Genomic DNA, 14,585 nt, shown 5'->3' with positions numbered 1-14,585 from the left:
GCCTCAAGACCACCACCGTCTACGACCAGGCGACCGCCTGGTCACACCGAACCCAACCCGTCGCTGCTTGACATCCAAGCTCCTGGGATGTCTGACCCCACGCCCGTACGCCCGCGGGACAGGGCAACCCCATGATCCGGTCGATCATGCAGTTGTGGTGCCTCACGAAAGGGGCGAACCGGCCCCGATCGGGCACCACAACTGCATGATCGTCGAGAAGGGGGTGCGGGGTCCAGGGCAGCGTGGGGGTCGGACTCTGTTAGGCGGGGGTGGGGTTGTCGTGGGGGGCTCGGCGTTGGGCCAGGGCGGCGAATGCGGTCAGGGACTCCGGATTGGCCAGGGCGCCGGTCGCGGCCGCCCGGTCGACCGGGGTGCCGGTGAGGATCTTCTTGACCGGCACCTCCAGCTTCTTCGCCGACAGGGTGCGGGGCACCGCGCGTACCTGGTGGATCTCGTCGGGGATGTGCCGCGGTGACAGGGCGGTGCGCAGCTCCCGGGAGATCTTCCGCCGCAGCGCGTCGTCCAGCTCCAAGCCGTCGGCGAGCACCACGAAGAGCAGCAGCTCGCCCGCGCCGCCCTCGTCGTCCTCCAGGTGGACCACGACCGAGTCGACGACCTCGTCCAGCCCTTCGACCACCGAGTAGAACTCGGCGGTGCCGAGGCGTACGCCGCCGCGGTTGAGCGTCGCGTCGGACCGGCCGGTGATCACACAGCCGCCGCGCTCGTTGATCGTGATCCAGTCGCCGTGCCGCCAGACCCCGGGGTAGACGTCGAAGTACGCCTCCCGGTAGCGGTTGCCGTCGGCGTCGTTCCAGAAGCCCACCGGCATGCTCGGCATCGGCGCGGTGATCACCAGTTCGCCGAGCTGGCCGATGACCGGGGTGCCGTCTGCGGAGCGGGCCTCGACCCGGGCGCCGAGCGCCCGGCAGGCGATCTCACCGGCGTGGACCGGCAGCAGCGGCACGCCGCCCACGAAACCGGTGCACACGTCGGTGCCGCCGGAGAGCGACTGGAGTTGGGGGCGATCGCCGACGGCCTCGTACACCCAGGTGAAGCCCTCGGCCGGCAGCGGTGCGCCGGTGGAGCCGAGGCCGCGCAGCGCGGACAGGTCGGCGATCTCCCGCGGGACCAGGCCGGCCTTGCGGCAGGCCAGCAGGAACGGTGCAGACGTGCCGAAGTAGGTCGTGCCGGTCTCCTCGGCGAGCCGCCAGAGGGCGCCCAGGTCGGGGTGGCCCGGGTTTCCGTCGAAGAGCACGATCGCCGCACCCACCGCCGGCCCGGAGACCAGGAAGTTCCACATCATCCAGCCGGTGGTGGTGAACCAGAAGAACCGGTCGGCCGGGCCCAGGTCGTGGTGCAGGGCGAGCATCTTCAGGTGTTCGAGCAGGATGCCCCCGTGGCCGTGCACGATCGGCTTGGGCAGGCCGGTGGTGCCCGAGGAGTAGAGCACGTAGAGCGGGTGGTCGAAGGCGACCGGGGTGAAGGCCAGCGGCTCGTCGGTGGGCGCGGCCAGGTCGGCCCAGGGGATCCCGCCGGCAGGCGGGTCACCGGCCGGGTCGAGGTACGCGATGCCGACGGTGTGCTGCACCGACGGCAGGGCGGCCCGGATGGCGGCGACCTCGGCGCGCCGGTCCACGGCCTTCTCGCCGTAGCGGTAGCCGTCGACGGCGACCAGCACCGTCGGCTCGATCTGCTGCCACCGGTCCGTGACGCTGCGGGTGCCGAACTCCGGCGCGCAGGAGGAGAAGATCGCGCCGAGGCTGCTCGTGGCGAGCAGCAGCACGTACGTCTCGGGGATGTTCGGCGCGTACGCCGCGACCCGGTCGCCGGCCGTGACGCCCAGCCGGCGCAGCCCGGCCGCCACCCGGCGGACCTGCTCGCGCAGCTCGGCGGCGGTCAGCGTGACCGGCGGCCGGGTCTGCCCGTGCGCGATCACCACCGGGTCGTCGTCGGTCCGGCCGGGCATCCGCAGCACGTTCTCCGCGTAGTTGAGCGTGGCGCCGGGGAACCAGCGCGCCCCGGGCATCGCCGCGTCGGCCAGCGTGGCGGTCGGCGGAGTGTGCGCCACCACCTCGAAGTGATCCCAGATCGAGCGCCAGAAGGCGTCCAGGTCGGTGACCGACCAGCGCCACAGCGCGTCGTAGTCGGCGAAGTCGAGGCCACGCTGCTCCCGTAGCCAGCGCAGGTAGTTCCCGATCCGGGACCGCTCGCGTACGTCCGCCGGCGGCGTCCACAGCACGTCACCCACTGCTCCACCCTCCCCTGGCCCGGACACGACACTGTGTGATGGGCCGTGGCGCCATCTTGCCCTACCTCGAAGCGTCATTCTCCGCACCCGCCGCCGTCGAGGGGGCGTGGCCGGGCCACATGCCTGCCCGGCCCTCGGTGTGGGGTTCAGCCCGCGCGGTGGGCCTGGATCGCGCGGCGGCGGGCCAACCGGTGTGCCCGGCGGATCTCGGCCTCCCGATAGCGGCGCTCGTCCTCGGGGGTCTCCGGCAGCACCGGCCGGACCGGACGCGGCGCGCCGCCCAGGTCGACGCCGACGAAGACCAGGTACGCGGTGGCCACCCGGACGGGCTCGTCCTCGGCCGAGTCCCAGCGCTCGGCGACCACGCGTACGCCGACCTCCATCGAGGTCTGGCCGGTCCAGTTGACCTGGGCGTGCGCGTGCACGAGGTCACCGACCCGGACCGCCTCGGAGAAGACGATCTCGTCGATCGCGGCGGTCACCGCGGTGCCGCCGCTGTGCCGGGCGGCGGACGCGCCGGCCACGTCGTCGACGAACTTCATCAGGACGCCGCCGTGGACGGTGCCGTACAGGTTGACATCCACGGCCGTCATGATCCGGCTCAGGGTGACGCGGGAGTACGACGTCGGCTTGCCGGCCGGCGCGCTGGAGGGGTGCTCGGTCATGTCGGAAACGGTACGGTGCGCGAATGCGTCATCTCTGGAGCTTCCTCGCCGGGTTGGTGGTGGTACCCGTCACGTGGGTGCTGGTCACACTCGGACAGGACGGGTCGAGCCGGACGGTAGACCGTTGGGTGGACCTCGGCACGTTCAACACGGCCAACCTGATCGAACCGGCCGTCTACCTCGGTGTCGGCGGTGTCCTGCTGGGCCTGCTCGGCACGCTGCGCATCTCACCGGTCGGGCCGCTGGTGGCCGGGCTGCTGCTGGTCACCCCGTACATCGGGATGTTCGTCGCGCCGTTCACCGTGCGTGACCGCATCCCCGACGGCTGGAAGGTGTTCGGTGATCCACTGCCGCTCCAGCTGCCGGTGGAGAACGGCACTCTCTTCCTGATCGGCCTGCTGCTGCTGATGGCGACGTTCAGCGTGCAGCGGTGGCGCCGCTGGCCGCGCCCGGCCACCGAGGCGGCACCGGCCACCCAGGCGGCTGAGACGCCCACCCGTGAGTTCAGCCTCGCCGACTGGCCGCCGTCCGGCTCACCGGATCGGGACACCGCGCCGCTCACCCTGGGCTACCCGGATGCGTCGACGCCGACCGAGCCGCTGCCCCGGCGGACCGGCGGCGAGTCACCGTGGTCGGCGCCGCCGCGCACCGCGAACCGGCCGGAGGACAGCTCCGGCATCCGCTGAGACCGCGGGCGGGCCGGTGTCCGCCGGCCCGCCCCCGACAGCGTCAGCCTGCTGACCGGCCCGGTGGTGACCGGGATCGCGGCGGCACACGGCCGCACCGGCGCCCAGGTGGTCCTGCGTGTCGGGCCGCACCCGGCGACGTTCAACGGCCGAGCGCGCACTGCCGGTCCCACGCCACCCCCGCACATTGGTAGCCGTCGTCTGCCGGTCGGGGCATTCACTATAATTCCTCCACTTTGGAGGAATTACCAGGGAACATGAGCCCTGTGCTGCGGCACCCCCCGCTCCAGGGCTCTACCGAGACAAGGGAGCGGCATGGCTCGGCACGAGCGGCCCGTAGATCCGACGGCTGGACCATTGTCGTCCTTCGCCTATGAGCTACGGAAGTTACGTGTCGAAGCGGGCAACCCCACCTACCGGCGATTGGCCGAGGTCGCCGGCTACAGCGCCTCGACCCTCTCCGCCGCTGCCAGCGGAATCCGGCAACCCAGCCTCGACGTGCTGCTCGCGTACGTCGGGGCCTGCGGCGGGGACACGGCCCAGTGGAGGCAGCGTTGGCTCGAACTGGACGAGGAACTGCGGCCCGCCGGTTCGGTCAGCGCGCCAGTCGGCCCAGCGAGGGCAGAAACACTCGACCCGACGCCGGCCGAACCGATCGTCACGCCCCTCGCAGAGTCACCATCCACGGTGACTGCCGGGGATCCACCCGGCCCAGCTACAGGTGAGCCAACCGGCACCAGCGGCGCCGCCGGACCGACCCACGACCGGCCCGCGAGCCCCCCGCGGCAGCGGAGACTCCGACGGCGACTGGCGGTGGCGGCGATGGCGGTCGCCGGTCTCGCCGGTACGGCCGCCGTGGTGCCGATGACCCAGCCGAGGTGGGCGGCCAAGGGGGCGACGTCGTCCGCTGGCACGACCACCACAGCCTGCCCGGCGACCACCACGGACGCCGCCTTCACCGCCGTCACGTACGGCGGTGGCGTGCACGTCCGGAGCGAGCCCCGCCGCGACGTGGGCATCCTCTACACCATTCCGCCCGGCTGCGTGGTCGGGCTCACCGGCTACTGCCTGGGTGAGCGGATCACCGACTCCACCTCCCAGACCCCCGACATCCGCTGGTTCACCCTCGCCGACGGTGGGCTGATCGCCTCCGGGGTGGTGCACGGCAACCCGCCCACGGGCCTGGAACCGTCCCGCTGCCAGGGCGACCGACCCGGGCCGGCCGCGATCGCCCTCGCGATCGCCCCCGATGTGACCGGCCCGGGTGGGTGGCGGCTGAGCGCGACCGGCACGCACGTCGAGATCGTCGGCTTTGCCGCCTACTACGCGGACGACCCCGCGCTGCCGGCGGAGCGCCGCTGGCACCAGATCGGACTGACCGGTACGGCCGCCCCGCCGTTCGACCTCGTCTGGAAGCGCGACCGCCGGTCCGTGCAACCCGGACCCACTGCCGAGATCCCGGTGGCCGCGGTCGCCTGTCTCGGCGGTGGCGCGCCGACCGACGTACTCGACCTGCGGGTGGCCCGCCCCGACGGCTCCAGCACCGCCGAGGCCCTGCCGCTCGCCGCCGACCAGCGGCTCGCGGCCCGCCGTACCGCCTGCCTCTACCCCTGATGGGGGCGTGCGCGGACGGCCACCACCGGTGGCCCGGTCGGACGGATCCCACCGGGCCACCGGTCAGGCGTCACCGAACTCAACAGCCCTGGCGACCGGAGTGGATGTAGTAGGTCTTGCCGGCCCAGTCGATCTCGCCGTACGCGTCGACGCAGTTGTTCGCCGTGCCGGTCACTCCGCGCGGCCCGGCGTAGTACAGGTAGTCGCCGTTGTCCTTGGTGGAGATCGCGGTGGCGGTGCAATAGCCGGTGCCGGAGGTCTCCGCACACCGGGCGACCTGCACGGAGGTCCGCGCCGAGGAGCCGTACGCCGCGCCGCGGTGGTACATGCAGGCGCTGTTCGTGCCGCCGTTGGTGCTGTTGTAGTAGATGACCAACTCGGCAACAGGGTTGCTCGTCGGGAACGCGTAGCTGAAGGTGACCGTGCCCGAGCAGGCCACCGCCGCCTGCGACGGGGCCGCCGTGACGACCAGCACCGTGCCGAAGGTCAATACCGCCAGCAGCGCTCCGAACGCCTTGCGCAGCATCATGACTTCCACTCCTCCGGGACGGGGTTGGTTAAGAGCCGTCCCGGCGTCCACTTCTACGGAACAGCGAAGTTGATCGCCGCTGGTGGTGACTCCAATCAATCAATCTCGCACAACGCCGCGGCGATCGGCTCAGCTACACCCGCTCCGAGCTGCGGAAACAGGCCGCGATCAGCCCTTCAGGAGTTGCCTCGCCATGACGATTCGCTGGACCTGGTTCGTACCTTCGTAGATCTGGGTGATCTTGGCGTCCCGCATCATGCGCTCGACCGGGTAGTCCCGGGTGTAGCCGTAGCCGCCGAGCATCTGCACCGCGTCGGTGGTGATCTCCATGGCCGCGTCCGACGCGAAGCACTTCGCCGCCGCCCCGAAGTAGGTGAGGTCGGCGTCGCCGCGCTCCGACTTGCCGGCCGCGGCGTAGGTGAGCTGCCGGGCCGCCTCCAGCTTCATGCCCATGTCGGCGAGCATGAACTGCACGCCCTGGAACTCGGCGACGGCCTTGCCGAACTGCTTGCGCTCGCTCACGTACCGCTTGGCATAGTCGAGCGCGCCCTGCGCGATGCCGACCGCCTGGGCGGCGATGGTCACCCGGGTGTGGTCCAGGGTCCGCATCGCGGTCGCGAAGCCGGTGCCCTCGGCGCCGATCATGCGCTCCGCAGGGATCCGTACGTCGTCCAGGTAGACCTCGCGGGTCGGCGAGCCCTTGATCCCGAGCTTCTTCTCCGGCGCGCCGAAGCTGACACCCACGTCGGACTTCTCCACCACGAACGCGGAGATCCCCCGGGACCGGGCCGCCGGGTCGGTGACGGCGAAGACGGTGTAGAACTCCGACACCCCGGCGTTCGTGATCCACCGCTTCACGCCGTTGAGCACCCAGTGATCCCCGTCACGTACGGCGCGGGTGGTCATGGACGCGGCGTCGCTGCCGGCCTCCGGCTCGGAGAGGCAGTAGGAGAACATCGCGTCGCCGGCCGCCACGGGCGTGAGGTAGCGGCGCTTGAGCTCCTCGGAGCCGGCCAGCAGGAGCGGCATCGTGCCGAGCTTGTTGACCGCCGGGATGAGGGAGGACGAGGCGCAGGCCCGCGCCACCTCCTCGATGACGATGGCCGTGGCCAGGGCGTCCGCGCCCGCGCCGCCGTACTCGACCGGGATGTGCGGTGCGTGGAAGTCCGCCGCGCGCAGGGCGTCGTACGACGCCTTGGGGAATTCGCCCGTCTCGTCCGCCTCGGCGGCGTGCGGTGCCACCTTCGCCGCGCAGACCTCCCGGACCGCCTCGCGGATCGCCTCGTGCTCCTCGGGCAGCCGATAGACGTCGAACGACTCCTCTGCGGCCATGTCGGCCCCTCCCCTTCACCGCTATCATGCGCAGTCTGTAGGTCTCCTGGCCGCTGACCGCGCAGACTGAAGAATAGGCGACCAGGGTTCAAGTTATGTTACCGGCGCGTAGGTACAGGCTTGACGGAGCACCCACGCCGCTGCGCGATGATGGAAGACAGCAAAGTGAGCCACCCCTCCGGTGCCCCGCCAGGCGCCAGCAGAACGCGACGCGACGGTGCGCCGCCCAGTGCGAGCGGAGAAGACAGGCGTGACGATCCCGTACCCCAACAGCCAGCCGGTGCCCGCCATCGCGGCGGTGACCCCTCCCTCGGGCGCCGCGCGGCCGCGGGTGACCTTCCTCGGCACCGGGTACCTCGGTGCGACGTACGCCATCTGCTACGCCGAACTGGGCTACGAGGTGCTCGGCTTCGACGTCGACGCTGACAAGATCGCGATGCTCAACGCGGGCCAGGTGCCGATCCACGAGCCCGGCCTGGACGAGCTGCTCAAGCGCAACCTCGCGGCCGGACGGCTGCGGTTCAGCACCGACATGGCCGAGACCGCCGAGTTCGGTGATGTGCACTTCATCTGCGTCGGCACCCCGCAGCGGGCCGACGGCATGGGCGCCGACCTGTCGTACGTCGAGGCGGCGGTGACCGGCCTGGCCCAGCACCTCACCCGCAAGGCCCTGATCGTCGGCAAGTCGACCGTGCCGGTCGGCACCGCCGAGTGGGTGGAGCAGCTGGTCGGCAAGCACACGTCGGTCGACCTGGGCATCGAGGTGGCGTGGAGCCCCGAGTTCCTCCAGGAGGGCTTCGCCGTCGACGACGTGTTGCGACCCAACCGGATCGTGGTCGGCGTCAAGAGCGAGTGGGCCAACGGCATGCTCTACGCCGCGCACAAGGGCGTCTTCGATCTGGCCGCCACGGAGGACCGCGAGGTGCCCCTGGTGGTCACCGACTTCGCCACCGCCGAGCTGGTCAAGGTCGCCGCCAACGCCTTCCTCGCCACCAAGATCTCCTTCATCAACGCGATGGCCGAGGTCTGCGAGGTCGCCGGCGGCGACGTCACCCAGCTGGCCCGGGCGATCGGCTACGACCCGCGGATCGGCAACCGCTTCCTCCAGGCCGGCCTCGGCTTCGGCGGCGCCTGCCTGCCCAAGGACATCCGCGCCTTCCAGGCCCGGGCCCAGGAGCTGGGCGCCGGCGAGGCGCTGCGCTTCCTGCACGAGGTCGACCTGATCAACCAGCGCCGTCGCGCGCGGGTGCTGCACCTCGCCGCCGAGCTGCTCGGCCGCCGCTCGGGCCCGGCCGGGCCGGACCTGTCCGGCACCCGGGTCGCCGTGCTCGGCGCGACCTTCAAGCCCAACACCGACGACGTACGCGACGCCCCGGCGCTCGCCGTGGCGGCGCTGCTGCACAAGGCCGGCGCCGACGTGCACGTCTTCGACCCGCAGGGCACCGAGAACGCCCGCCGCGCGGTGCCCGAGCTGACCTACGAGGCCAGCATGAACGACGCGGTCACCGGAGCCGACCTGGTCTGCGTGCTCACCGAGTGGGCCGACTTCCGCAACGCGGACCCGGTCGCCCTCGGCGAGCTCGCCGCCGGTCGCAAGGTGGTCGACGGGCGCAACTGCCTCGACCCCGCACTCTGGACGCAGGCCGGCTGGGAGTACCGGGGCCTCGGCCGCCCCTGACCCCCGCCGAACCCGACGGCCGGCCGCGCACCCCGCGGCCGGCCGTTTCCTTTGCCACGCGCCCTCGTTTGTCCTGGACCCGCCGACAACTGTCGAAAAAAGCGCCAGGTTTGGGCATGCTGCGACAGTGGGAGTCCACAGTGCGGGTGGAGGGGTGTCGTGGCGACCTTTCAGTGCTCCTCGTGCGGCCGGACCATCAAGCCGGCCGTCCGCTGCCCGCACTGCGGCGCCGAGCAGCCACAGTGGATCGAGCATCTGGCGGACATCGAGCGGTCCATCGCGGAGATGAAGGCGCGCGACGCCGCCATCGCCCGCGAACAGAAGCAGATCGCCGCGAAGATGCAGGCGGCGCTCTTCCAGCGGGACATCCTCGCGCACGCCGGTGAGGAGCGGCTCAAGCAGGCCGCCCGGCCACGCCGAGTGCTGCGCCGCCGCCCGGGCCGCCGCCCACCCACCGCCACCACCGGCGCCCCACCCCGGGTGCCCCGGCAGGGCACGCCGGCCGGCCCCGCCGAGCCGCCTCCCCCGCCGCCCGCCACCTGGCTGGACGCGGACAACCCCGAGCACCCGCCGGAGGCGTCGTCGCGGGAGGTGCAGAACATCCCGCTGGGCCTGGGCGCGCTGCTGCTGGGCGTCGCCGCGGTGGTCTTCGCCGCCGTGGCGACGAGCTCGATGGACGCCGTGGCCCGGCTCGGCATCCTCGTCCTGGCGACCGTGCTGCTCCTGCTCGCCCCGCCGGTGCTGGCCAAACGCGGGCTCACCTCGACCGCGGAGACGATCGCCGCGGTCGGCCTGCTGCTGGTGCCGCTCGCCGGGTACGCGCTCTGGGCGGTCGACCGGATCGGCAACGGCGGCGCCTCGGGCGGCGTCTTCGCCGGCTTCGTCTTCGCGGTGACCGCCGGGGTGTCGTTCGCGTACGCGCGCTGGACCGGCCTGCGCGCGCCCCGCTTCGCCACCGTGCTCGCCGCCCAACCGGTCGTGCCGCTGCTGGCGTACGAGCGGCTCACCGGGCCGGGTGCCTGGGCCCTGGCGCTGACCGTGGTCGCCCTGCTCGATTTCTGGCTGGTGCGCTCCGGGGTGGCCGTGGAGCGCCCGGTGCGCCGGGACCTGCCGCAGCCCGTCGAGCCGTCCGAACCGGTCACACCGGCCGCACCGGCGCCCGCGCCCCGCCAGCGCACCGCCGAGGGCCGTCCCGAGGGCGCGCCCGAGGAGGAGGGCGAGGTGGTGGCGCCGGACGTCACCCCGGCCGAGGCGCCGACCCGGCCGGTGCCCGGGCTGCGGGAGCTGACCTGGCTGCTGCACGGGATCGCGGTCGCGCTCGCCCTCGCGTACGCGGTCACCGCCCTGCTCCGCGCGACCACCGTGACCGCGGCCGGCGGCGCCGGCCTGGTGCTGCTGCTCGCGGCCGCCGTCGCCCTGGCCGGCACGCTCGCGCTGCGCCGGCCGCCGCTGGCCGACGTCGGCGCGGGCATCGTCACGCTCGCGGTCATCGGCGCGCTGAGCCGGATCGCCTCGGTCGCGCTGCCCGGGCGGGCGCTGCTGCTGATCGCCGCCGTCATCGCGGTCACCGGCCTGGCCGTCCGGGCCGTCCCGGAGGCGGCCCGGCGCGGCCCGCAGCTGGCCTCGGCGGTGGCGCTGACGGTGAGTGGCCTCGTGGTGGCCGGTGGCGCGCTGCGCGCCGGCGTCGCCCCGGTACGCGCCGCGCTCCCCGCCTGGGCCGCCGACCTCGACCGGTACGCCGCCGAACTGTCCGCCGCGGTCGGCCCGACCGCCTGGCAGCTCGCCGCGAGCGCCTTCCTGCTGACCGTCGCCGCCGTGCTGGCCCTGCCGTCGGACATCCGCCGCGAGTTCGCGGTGGCCGGCGCGGCGTTGACCGCGCTGGCCGTACCCGCGTCGTTCGGGCTCGGCTGGGCGGCGGCGCCGTGGCCGATGGTGCTGGCCGCCGTCGGCATCGGTGTGGCCGGGCTCTCCGCCCGCACCACCCGGGCCGCGCTGGCGCACGCGGCCGGCGCCGCCGGGGTGGGTCTGATCGGCGCGGGCGCCGGGCTGGCCCGGCCGGCGCTCACCGCCGCGGTCCTGCTGGTGCTCTTCGCGGCGGGTGTGGTGGTCGCGGTGGCGCCCCGGGTCCGGATCGCGCCCGCCCCGGCCGACATCGTCTCCGCCTGGGCGGCCGGCGGAGCCGCGTTCGCCCTGCCCGGCGCGGTGGCCGCCTTCGTGGCCGCCACCACGCCGGTCGACCCGACGCCCACCCCGGCGAGCCTGCGGGAGGTGACGGTTCCCGTCCTGGCCGCCGCCTTCCTCGCCGTCTGCGTGACCCTCGGATACGCCGCGATCGTGCAGGTCTCCCAACGGCACATCCCGGCGCCGCTCGCCGTCGGCACCGGGCTCGGCGCGCTCGTGGTGACCGCCGCCGCCTTCGGTGCCCCCGGCGCGACCGTGGCCGACGCCTGGGTGGGCGCCCTGCTGCTGGTCGCTGCGGTGCTCCTGTTCCTGGCCCCGTCGATCGACGCCGGGCGGCGCTCCGACCTCACCTTGGACGGTTCCGACCTCGCCGCCGCCGCGGTGACGGCGGCGTTGATCGCCACACTGGTCCGGGTCGCGGCCGTGCTCGCCCCCGGCGGGCAGCTCGCGGTGGCCGCCGCGCTGGTGCTCGTGGTCGCGGTGGCCGCCCGGGCGATGCCCGACGAGTGGCGGCGCGGCCCGATCCTCGGCATCGCCGTGGGCGGCCTGCTGATCGGCCTGCTGGCCGGCTGGACCGCGCTGCGCGGCGGGGTCGGCGTGCTCGCCACCCCGGGCCCGATCTGGGGCGGTGACCTCTCCGACTGGCCGGCGGCGCCGACCGGCGGCTCGACCTGGCAGGCGCCGATCGCACTGCTGCTGCTCGCCCTCGCGGCCGGGATCCTGCTGCCGCCGCCGTGGCGGTACGACGTGTCCGGCGCGGCGGTGGTGCTGGCCACGATCGGCGCACCGGCCGCGTTCACGCTGCCGTGGTGGTCGCCGGTGCTGGTGGGCGCCATGGTGGCCACGGTGTACGGGATGGCCGCGGCCGCCACGTTCGACCCGCGCGCCGCGCTGTCCCGGGCCACCGTCGCCGGGGTGGTGGCCCTGCACGGCGCCGGCGCCGGCCTGGTCCGCCCGTGGACGACCGCGCTGGCCCTGGGCAGCATCGCGCTGATCGGCGTGGCCGTCGCCGCGCTGGCCCGCAACGCCGCCACGACCATCGTGGAGGACGTCGAGACCGAGGGCATGCCGACCCACCTGGCCCAGATCGGTGGCGCCGCGACCTGCGCCGCCGTGCTCGCCCTCCCCGGCGCGGTCGCCGCGTTGGCCGCCGAGTTCGGCCACTCGGCGCAGGTGGTGCTGACCGCCGCGCTGGCCGCGTCGAGCCTCGGGCTGGCGGCCGTGGCCGCGGCACGCCGTCAGGTCCCGCAGTACCTGCCCTGGGCGAGCGTCGCCGTCGCCGGTGGCGCGACGGTCAGCGCCCTCGCCGCCTTCCCCACCGGCCTCGCCGTCGGCGTGTACGCCGCCGCCGCGGCGCTGCTGGGCGTGCTCGCCGAACTGGTCCGGGCGGCCACCGTCCCGCCCACCGGGTCGGCGCAGCCGGTGTGGCGCTGGTCGGTGCGGCGCAACGGCGCCCTGGGCCGTCCCGCAAACAACGCGAACCGGCGACGCTGGCGGGTGAACCCGGCCGCCGGGGCGCTGGCCGCCGCGGTCCTGCCGACCGCGCTCGCGCTCGCGTCGATCGCGCGTGCCCTCGAGGTCGCCCTGGTCGAGCCCCACCGGACGCTCAGCCGGATCTGGGAGGGGCCACCCCCGGAGCTGCTCACCCCGCCGCCCGGCGCGGTGGACCCCACACACGTACTGACCGCGCTGCTGCTGACCGTCACCGCCGCCCTCGCCGCCAGCGGCTTCAGCGGCGGACGGCGGGCCCGGGCGGTGCCCGTGGTGCTGCCCGGCGCGGCCGTCACCCTGCTCATCACCCCGATCGCGCTGGGCAACGGCTGGCCGGCGAGCGCGCTCGCCGCGCTCTCGGTCTTCACGATCTCGATGCTGGGTCTGGCGCTGACCCCACCGCCGCCGCTGGTCGAGCCGGCCCGCTCGCTGCGGCTCGCCCGGGTCCTGGTCTTCGCGATCGGCCTCGCGGCCGGCGGCGCCGGGCTGGCCGGCAGCCTCGCCACGCGGGAACTCACCCTGTTCACCCTGGGCGGCGCGGTCGCCGTCGGCGCGGTGGCGGCGCTGTTCGGCACCACCCAACGGGCCCGCATCCTGGGCTGGCTGTTCGCCTCGCTGATGGCGCAGCTCTTCGTCCTCACCGCCGGGCTGGTCGCCGGCCTCGCCGCGGTGTGGTCCGCGTTCGGCGTACTCGCCGTCGGCGCGGCGCTCCAGGTCTTCGCCGCCACCCTGCCCCGCCTGCGCCGACCCGAGGCGCAACGCGAGGCGGCCACCGTGGAGTGGAGCGGCTACGCGGCGGCCCTGATCGCGCTGGCGCTCGCGTACGAGTCGCCGCGGCACATCGCCGCCCTGCTGGCCGCCTGGGGTGCGGTGCTCGGCGTGGCGGCGGCCCGCCCGAACCGACGCCCCGTCGAGCGGCGCATCCTGTTCTGGGCCGTGGTCATCTGCGAGATCACCGCCTGGTGGATCCTGATGCGGGTCGCCGACGTGGCGCTGCCGGAGGCGTACACGCTGCCGTTCGCCGCCCTGGCCCTGCTGGTGGGCATGCTGGAGCTGCGCCAGCGGCCGGACCTGAGCAGCTGGGTGGCGTACGGGCCGGCGCTGGTCGCCGCCTTCCTGCCGTCGCTGGCCATCGTGATCGCGACCGAGTCCACCACGCTGCGGCAGGTGCTGCTGCTGCTCGGCGCGGTCGCCGTGCTGGTCTTCGGCTCGTCGAGCCGGCAGCAGGCGCCGGTGATCGTGGGTGCGACGGTCACCGCGATCACCGCGATCCACGCGCTGTTCGCCTTCGGACCGTGGCTCGCGCTCATCCCCGTCGGCATCCTGCTGCTGGTCCTCGGGGCGAGCAACGAGCGCCGCCGCCGAGCCCAGGAGCGGCTGCAGACCGCCCTGCGCGCCATGCGGTGAGACCGGAGGGTCACGGCGGGCGCCGCCGCGGGCGGGCCCAGCGTGCCGGCTCCGCGCACCCGCACGATCTCCGCGCGCTGTGGGCCGCCCAGCCTCGGCGATCTTGCAGTTTCTGCCCGGACAAATGGCATGAATGCCACATACCGGGGCCGAAAGTGCAAGATCGCCGGGGACTCCACGCGAGGCGGCGAGGGCCGGAGGCCGGGGCGGGGGCCCGCGCTCCCCGTGGGGCGGCGGGGTGGGGTCAGGCAAGGGAGGCTTGTAGGGCGGCTTCCTTCTCGGCGACCAGCTTCTCCAGGTCCTCCTGGTAGGCGACCATGCGGGCGCGCAGCTCCGCGTCGGCTGCGGCGAGGATGCGTACGGCGAGCAGGCCCGCGTTGCGGGCGTTGCCGATCGCCACGGTGGCGACCGGGATGCCGGCGGGCATCTGCACGATGGAGAGCAGCGAGTCCATGCCGTCCAGGTGCTTGAGGGGCACCGGGACACCGATCACCGGCAGCGGGGTGACCGAGGCGACCATGCCCGGCAGGGCCGCCGCGCCGCCCGCCCCGGCGATGATCACCTGGAGGCCACGGTCGGCGGCGGTGCGCCCGTACTCGATCATCTTGACCGGGGTGCGGTGCGCGGAGACGACGCTCACCTCGTAGGCCACCCCGAATTCGTCGAGAACCTCGGCGGCGGCCTTCATGGTCGGCCAGTCCGAGTCGCTGCCCATGATGAGCCCGACGGTGGTCACTCGTGGCTTCCCTTCGTT

9 protein-coding genes and 1 pseudogene are annotated in these 14,585 nt (G+C 73.8%); 5 read left to right on the top strand and 5 right to left on the bottom strand.

From position 1 onward, the window contains the following. Positions 1–259: 259 nt before the first annotated feature. Together ACIBTV_RS19005 and ACIBTV_RS19000 are read right to left on the bottom strand one after the other, a co-directional pair. Positions 260–2,248: an acetoacetate--CoA ligase gene (locus ACIBTV_RS19005; RefSeq protein ID WP_396706497.1), complete on the bottom strand. Its 1,989-nt coding sequence runs from the start codon at positions 2,246–2,248 to the stop codon at positions 260–262. Positions 2,249–2,394: 146 nt separating this feature from the next. Beyond that, positions 2,395–2,913, bottom strand: a complete 519-nt coding sequence (locus ACIBTV_RS19000; protein WP_091592033.1) for an acyl-CoA thioesterase — start codon at positions 2,911–2,913, stop codon at positions 2,395–2,397. 23 nt (positions 2,914–2,936) lie between these two features. Between ACIBTV_RS19000 and ACIBTV_RS18995 the strand changes: the two genes are divergently transcribed. From ACIBTV_RS18995 to ACIBTV_RS18985, 3 genes and pseudogenes are all read left to right on the top strand, one after another. Then, positions 2,937–3,599, top strand: coding sequence for a hypothetical protein (locus ACIBTV_RS18995; RefSeq protein ID WP_396706495.1), 663 nt, complete (start codon positions 2,937–2,939; stop codon positions 3,597–3,599). A 315-nt stretch (positions 3,600–3,914) separates the two neighbouring features. Further along, positions 3,915–4,133, top strand: a pseudogene (locus ACIBTV_RS18990) (helix-turn-helix domain-containing protein); the annotation flags it as partial. 288 nt (positions 4,134–4,421) lie between these two features. Next, positions 4,422–5,213 carry a hypothetical protein gene (locus ACIBTV_RS18985; RefSeq protein WP_396706528.1) on the top strand — a complete coding sequence of 264 codons (792 nt, stop codon included), beginning with the start codon at positions 4,422–4,424 and terminating at the stop codon, positions 5,211–5,213. Between the two features lie 79 nt (positions 5,214–5,292). On the opposite strand, the gene ACIBTV_RS18980 is transcribed toward ACIBTV_RS18985, so the two are convergent. Both ACIBTV_RS18980 and ACIBTV_RS18975 read right to left on the bottom strand, forming a co-directional pair. Further along, complete coding sequence (locus ACIBTV_RS18980) at positions 5,293–5,742, bottom strand: hypothetical protein (protein ID WP_396706493.1); 450 nt, start codon at positions 5,740–5,742, stop codon at positions 5,293–5,295. A gap of 168 nt (positions 5,743–5,910) precedes the next feature. Continuing rightward, positions 5,911–7,074 carry an acyl-CoA dehydrogenase family protein gene (locus ACIBTV_RS18975; protein ID WP_396706491.1) on the bottom strand — a complete coding sequence of 388 codons (1,164 nt, stop codon included), beginning with the start codon at positions 7,072–7,074 and terminating at the stop codon, positions 5,911–5,913. Between the two features lie 250 nt (positions 7,075–7,324). On the opposite strand from ACIBTV_RS18975, the gene ACIBTV_RS18970 reads away from it, so the two are divergent. Together ACIBTV_RS18970 and ACIBTV_RS18965 are read left to right on the top strand one after the other, a co-directional pair. Then, entirely contained in the window at positions 7,325–8,752 is a 1,428-nt protein-coding gene (locus ACIBTV_RS18970; RefSeq protein ID WP_396706490.1) for a UDP-glucose dehydrogenase family protein, read from the top strand. Positions 8,753–8,911: 159 nt separating this feature from the next. Beyond that, positions 8,912–13,831 carry an SCO7613 C-terminal domain-containing membrane protein gene (locus ACIBTV_RS18965; protein ID WP_396706488.1) on the top strand — a complete coding sequence of 1,640 codons (4,920 nt, stop codon included), beginning with the start codon at positions 8,912–8,914 and terminating at the stop codon, positions 13,829–13,831. 244 nt (positions 13,832–14,075) lie between these two features. Here the strand turns inward: ACIBTV_RS18965 and purE are convergent, their stop codons facing one another. After that, on the bottom strand, positions 14,076–14,567 hold the full coding sequence (purE, locus tag ACIBTV_RS18960; protein WP_396706486.1) for a 5-(carboxyamino)imidazole ribonucleotide mutase: 492 nt from the start codon (positions 14,565–14,567) through the stop codon (positions 14,076–14,078). Between the last annotated feature and the right edge of the window lie 18 nt (positions 14,568–14,585).

Source organism: Micromonospora sp. NPDC049366 (assembly GCF_044466625.1).
GTDB lineage: Bacteria > Actinomycetota > Actinomycetes > Mycobacteriales > Micromonosporaceae > Micromonospora.
Note: the sequence above shows the minus strand (reverse complement) of the source record. Positions and strands in the feature narration are given on the sequence as shown.

What these genes read in the sequence shown, in the direction of transcription:
- ACIBTV_RS19000 (WP_091592033.1), bottom strand. Translation starts at nt 2,913, where the DNA reads ATGACCGAGCACCCCTCCAGCGCGCCGGCCGGCAAGCCGACGTCGTAC.
- ACIBTV_RS18995 (WP_396706495.1), top strand. Translation starts at nt 2,937, where the DNA reads ATGCGTCATCTCTGGAGCTTCCTCGCCGGGTTGGTGGTGGTACCCGTC.
- ACIBTV_RS18985 (WP_396706528.1), top strand. Translation starts at nt 4,422, where the DNA reads ATGGCGGTCGCCGGTCTCGCCGGTACGGCCGCCGTGGTGCCGATGACC.
- ACIBTV_RS18980 (WP_396706493.1), bottom strand. Translation starts at nt 5,742, where the DNA reads ATGATGCTGCGCAAGGCGTTCGGAGCGCTGCTGGCGGTATTGACCTTC.
- ACIBTV_RS18975 (WP_396706491.1), bottom strand. Translation starts at nt 7,074, where the DNA reads ATGGCCGCAGAGGAGTCGTTCGACGTCTATCGGCTGCCCGAGGAGCAC.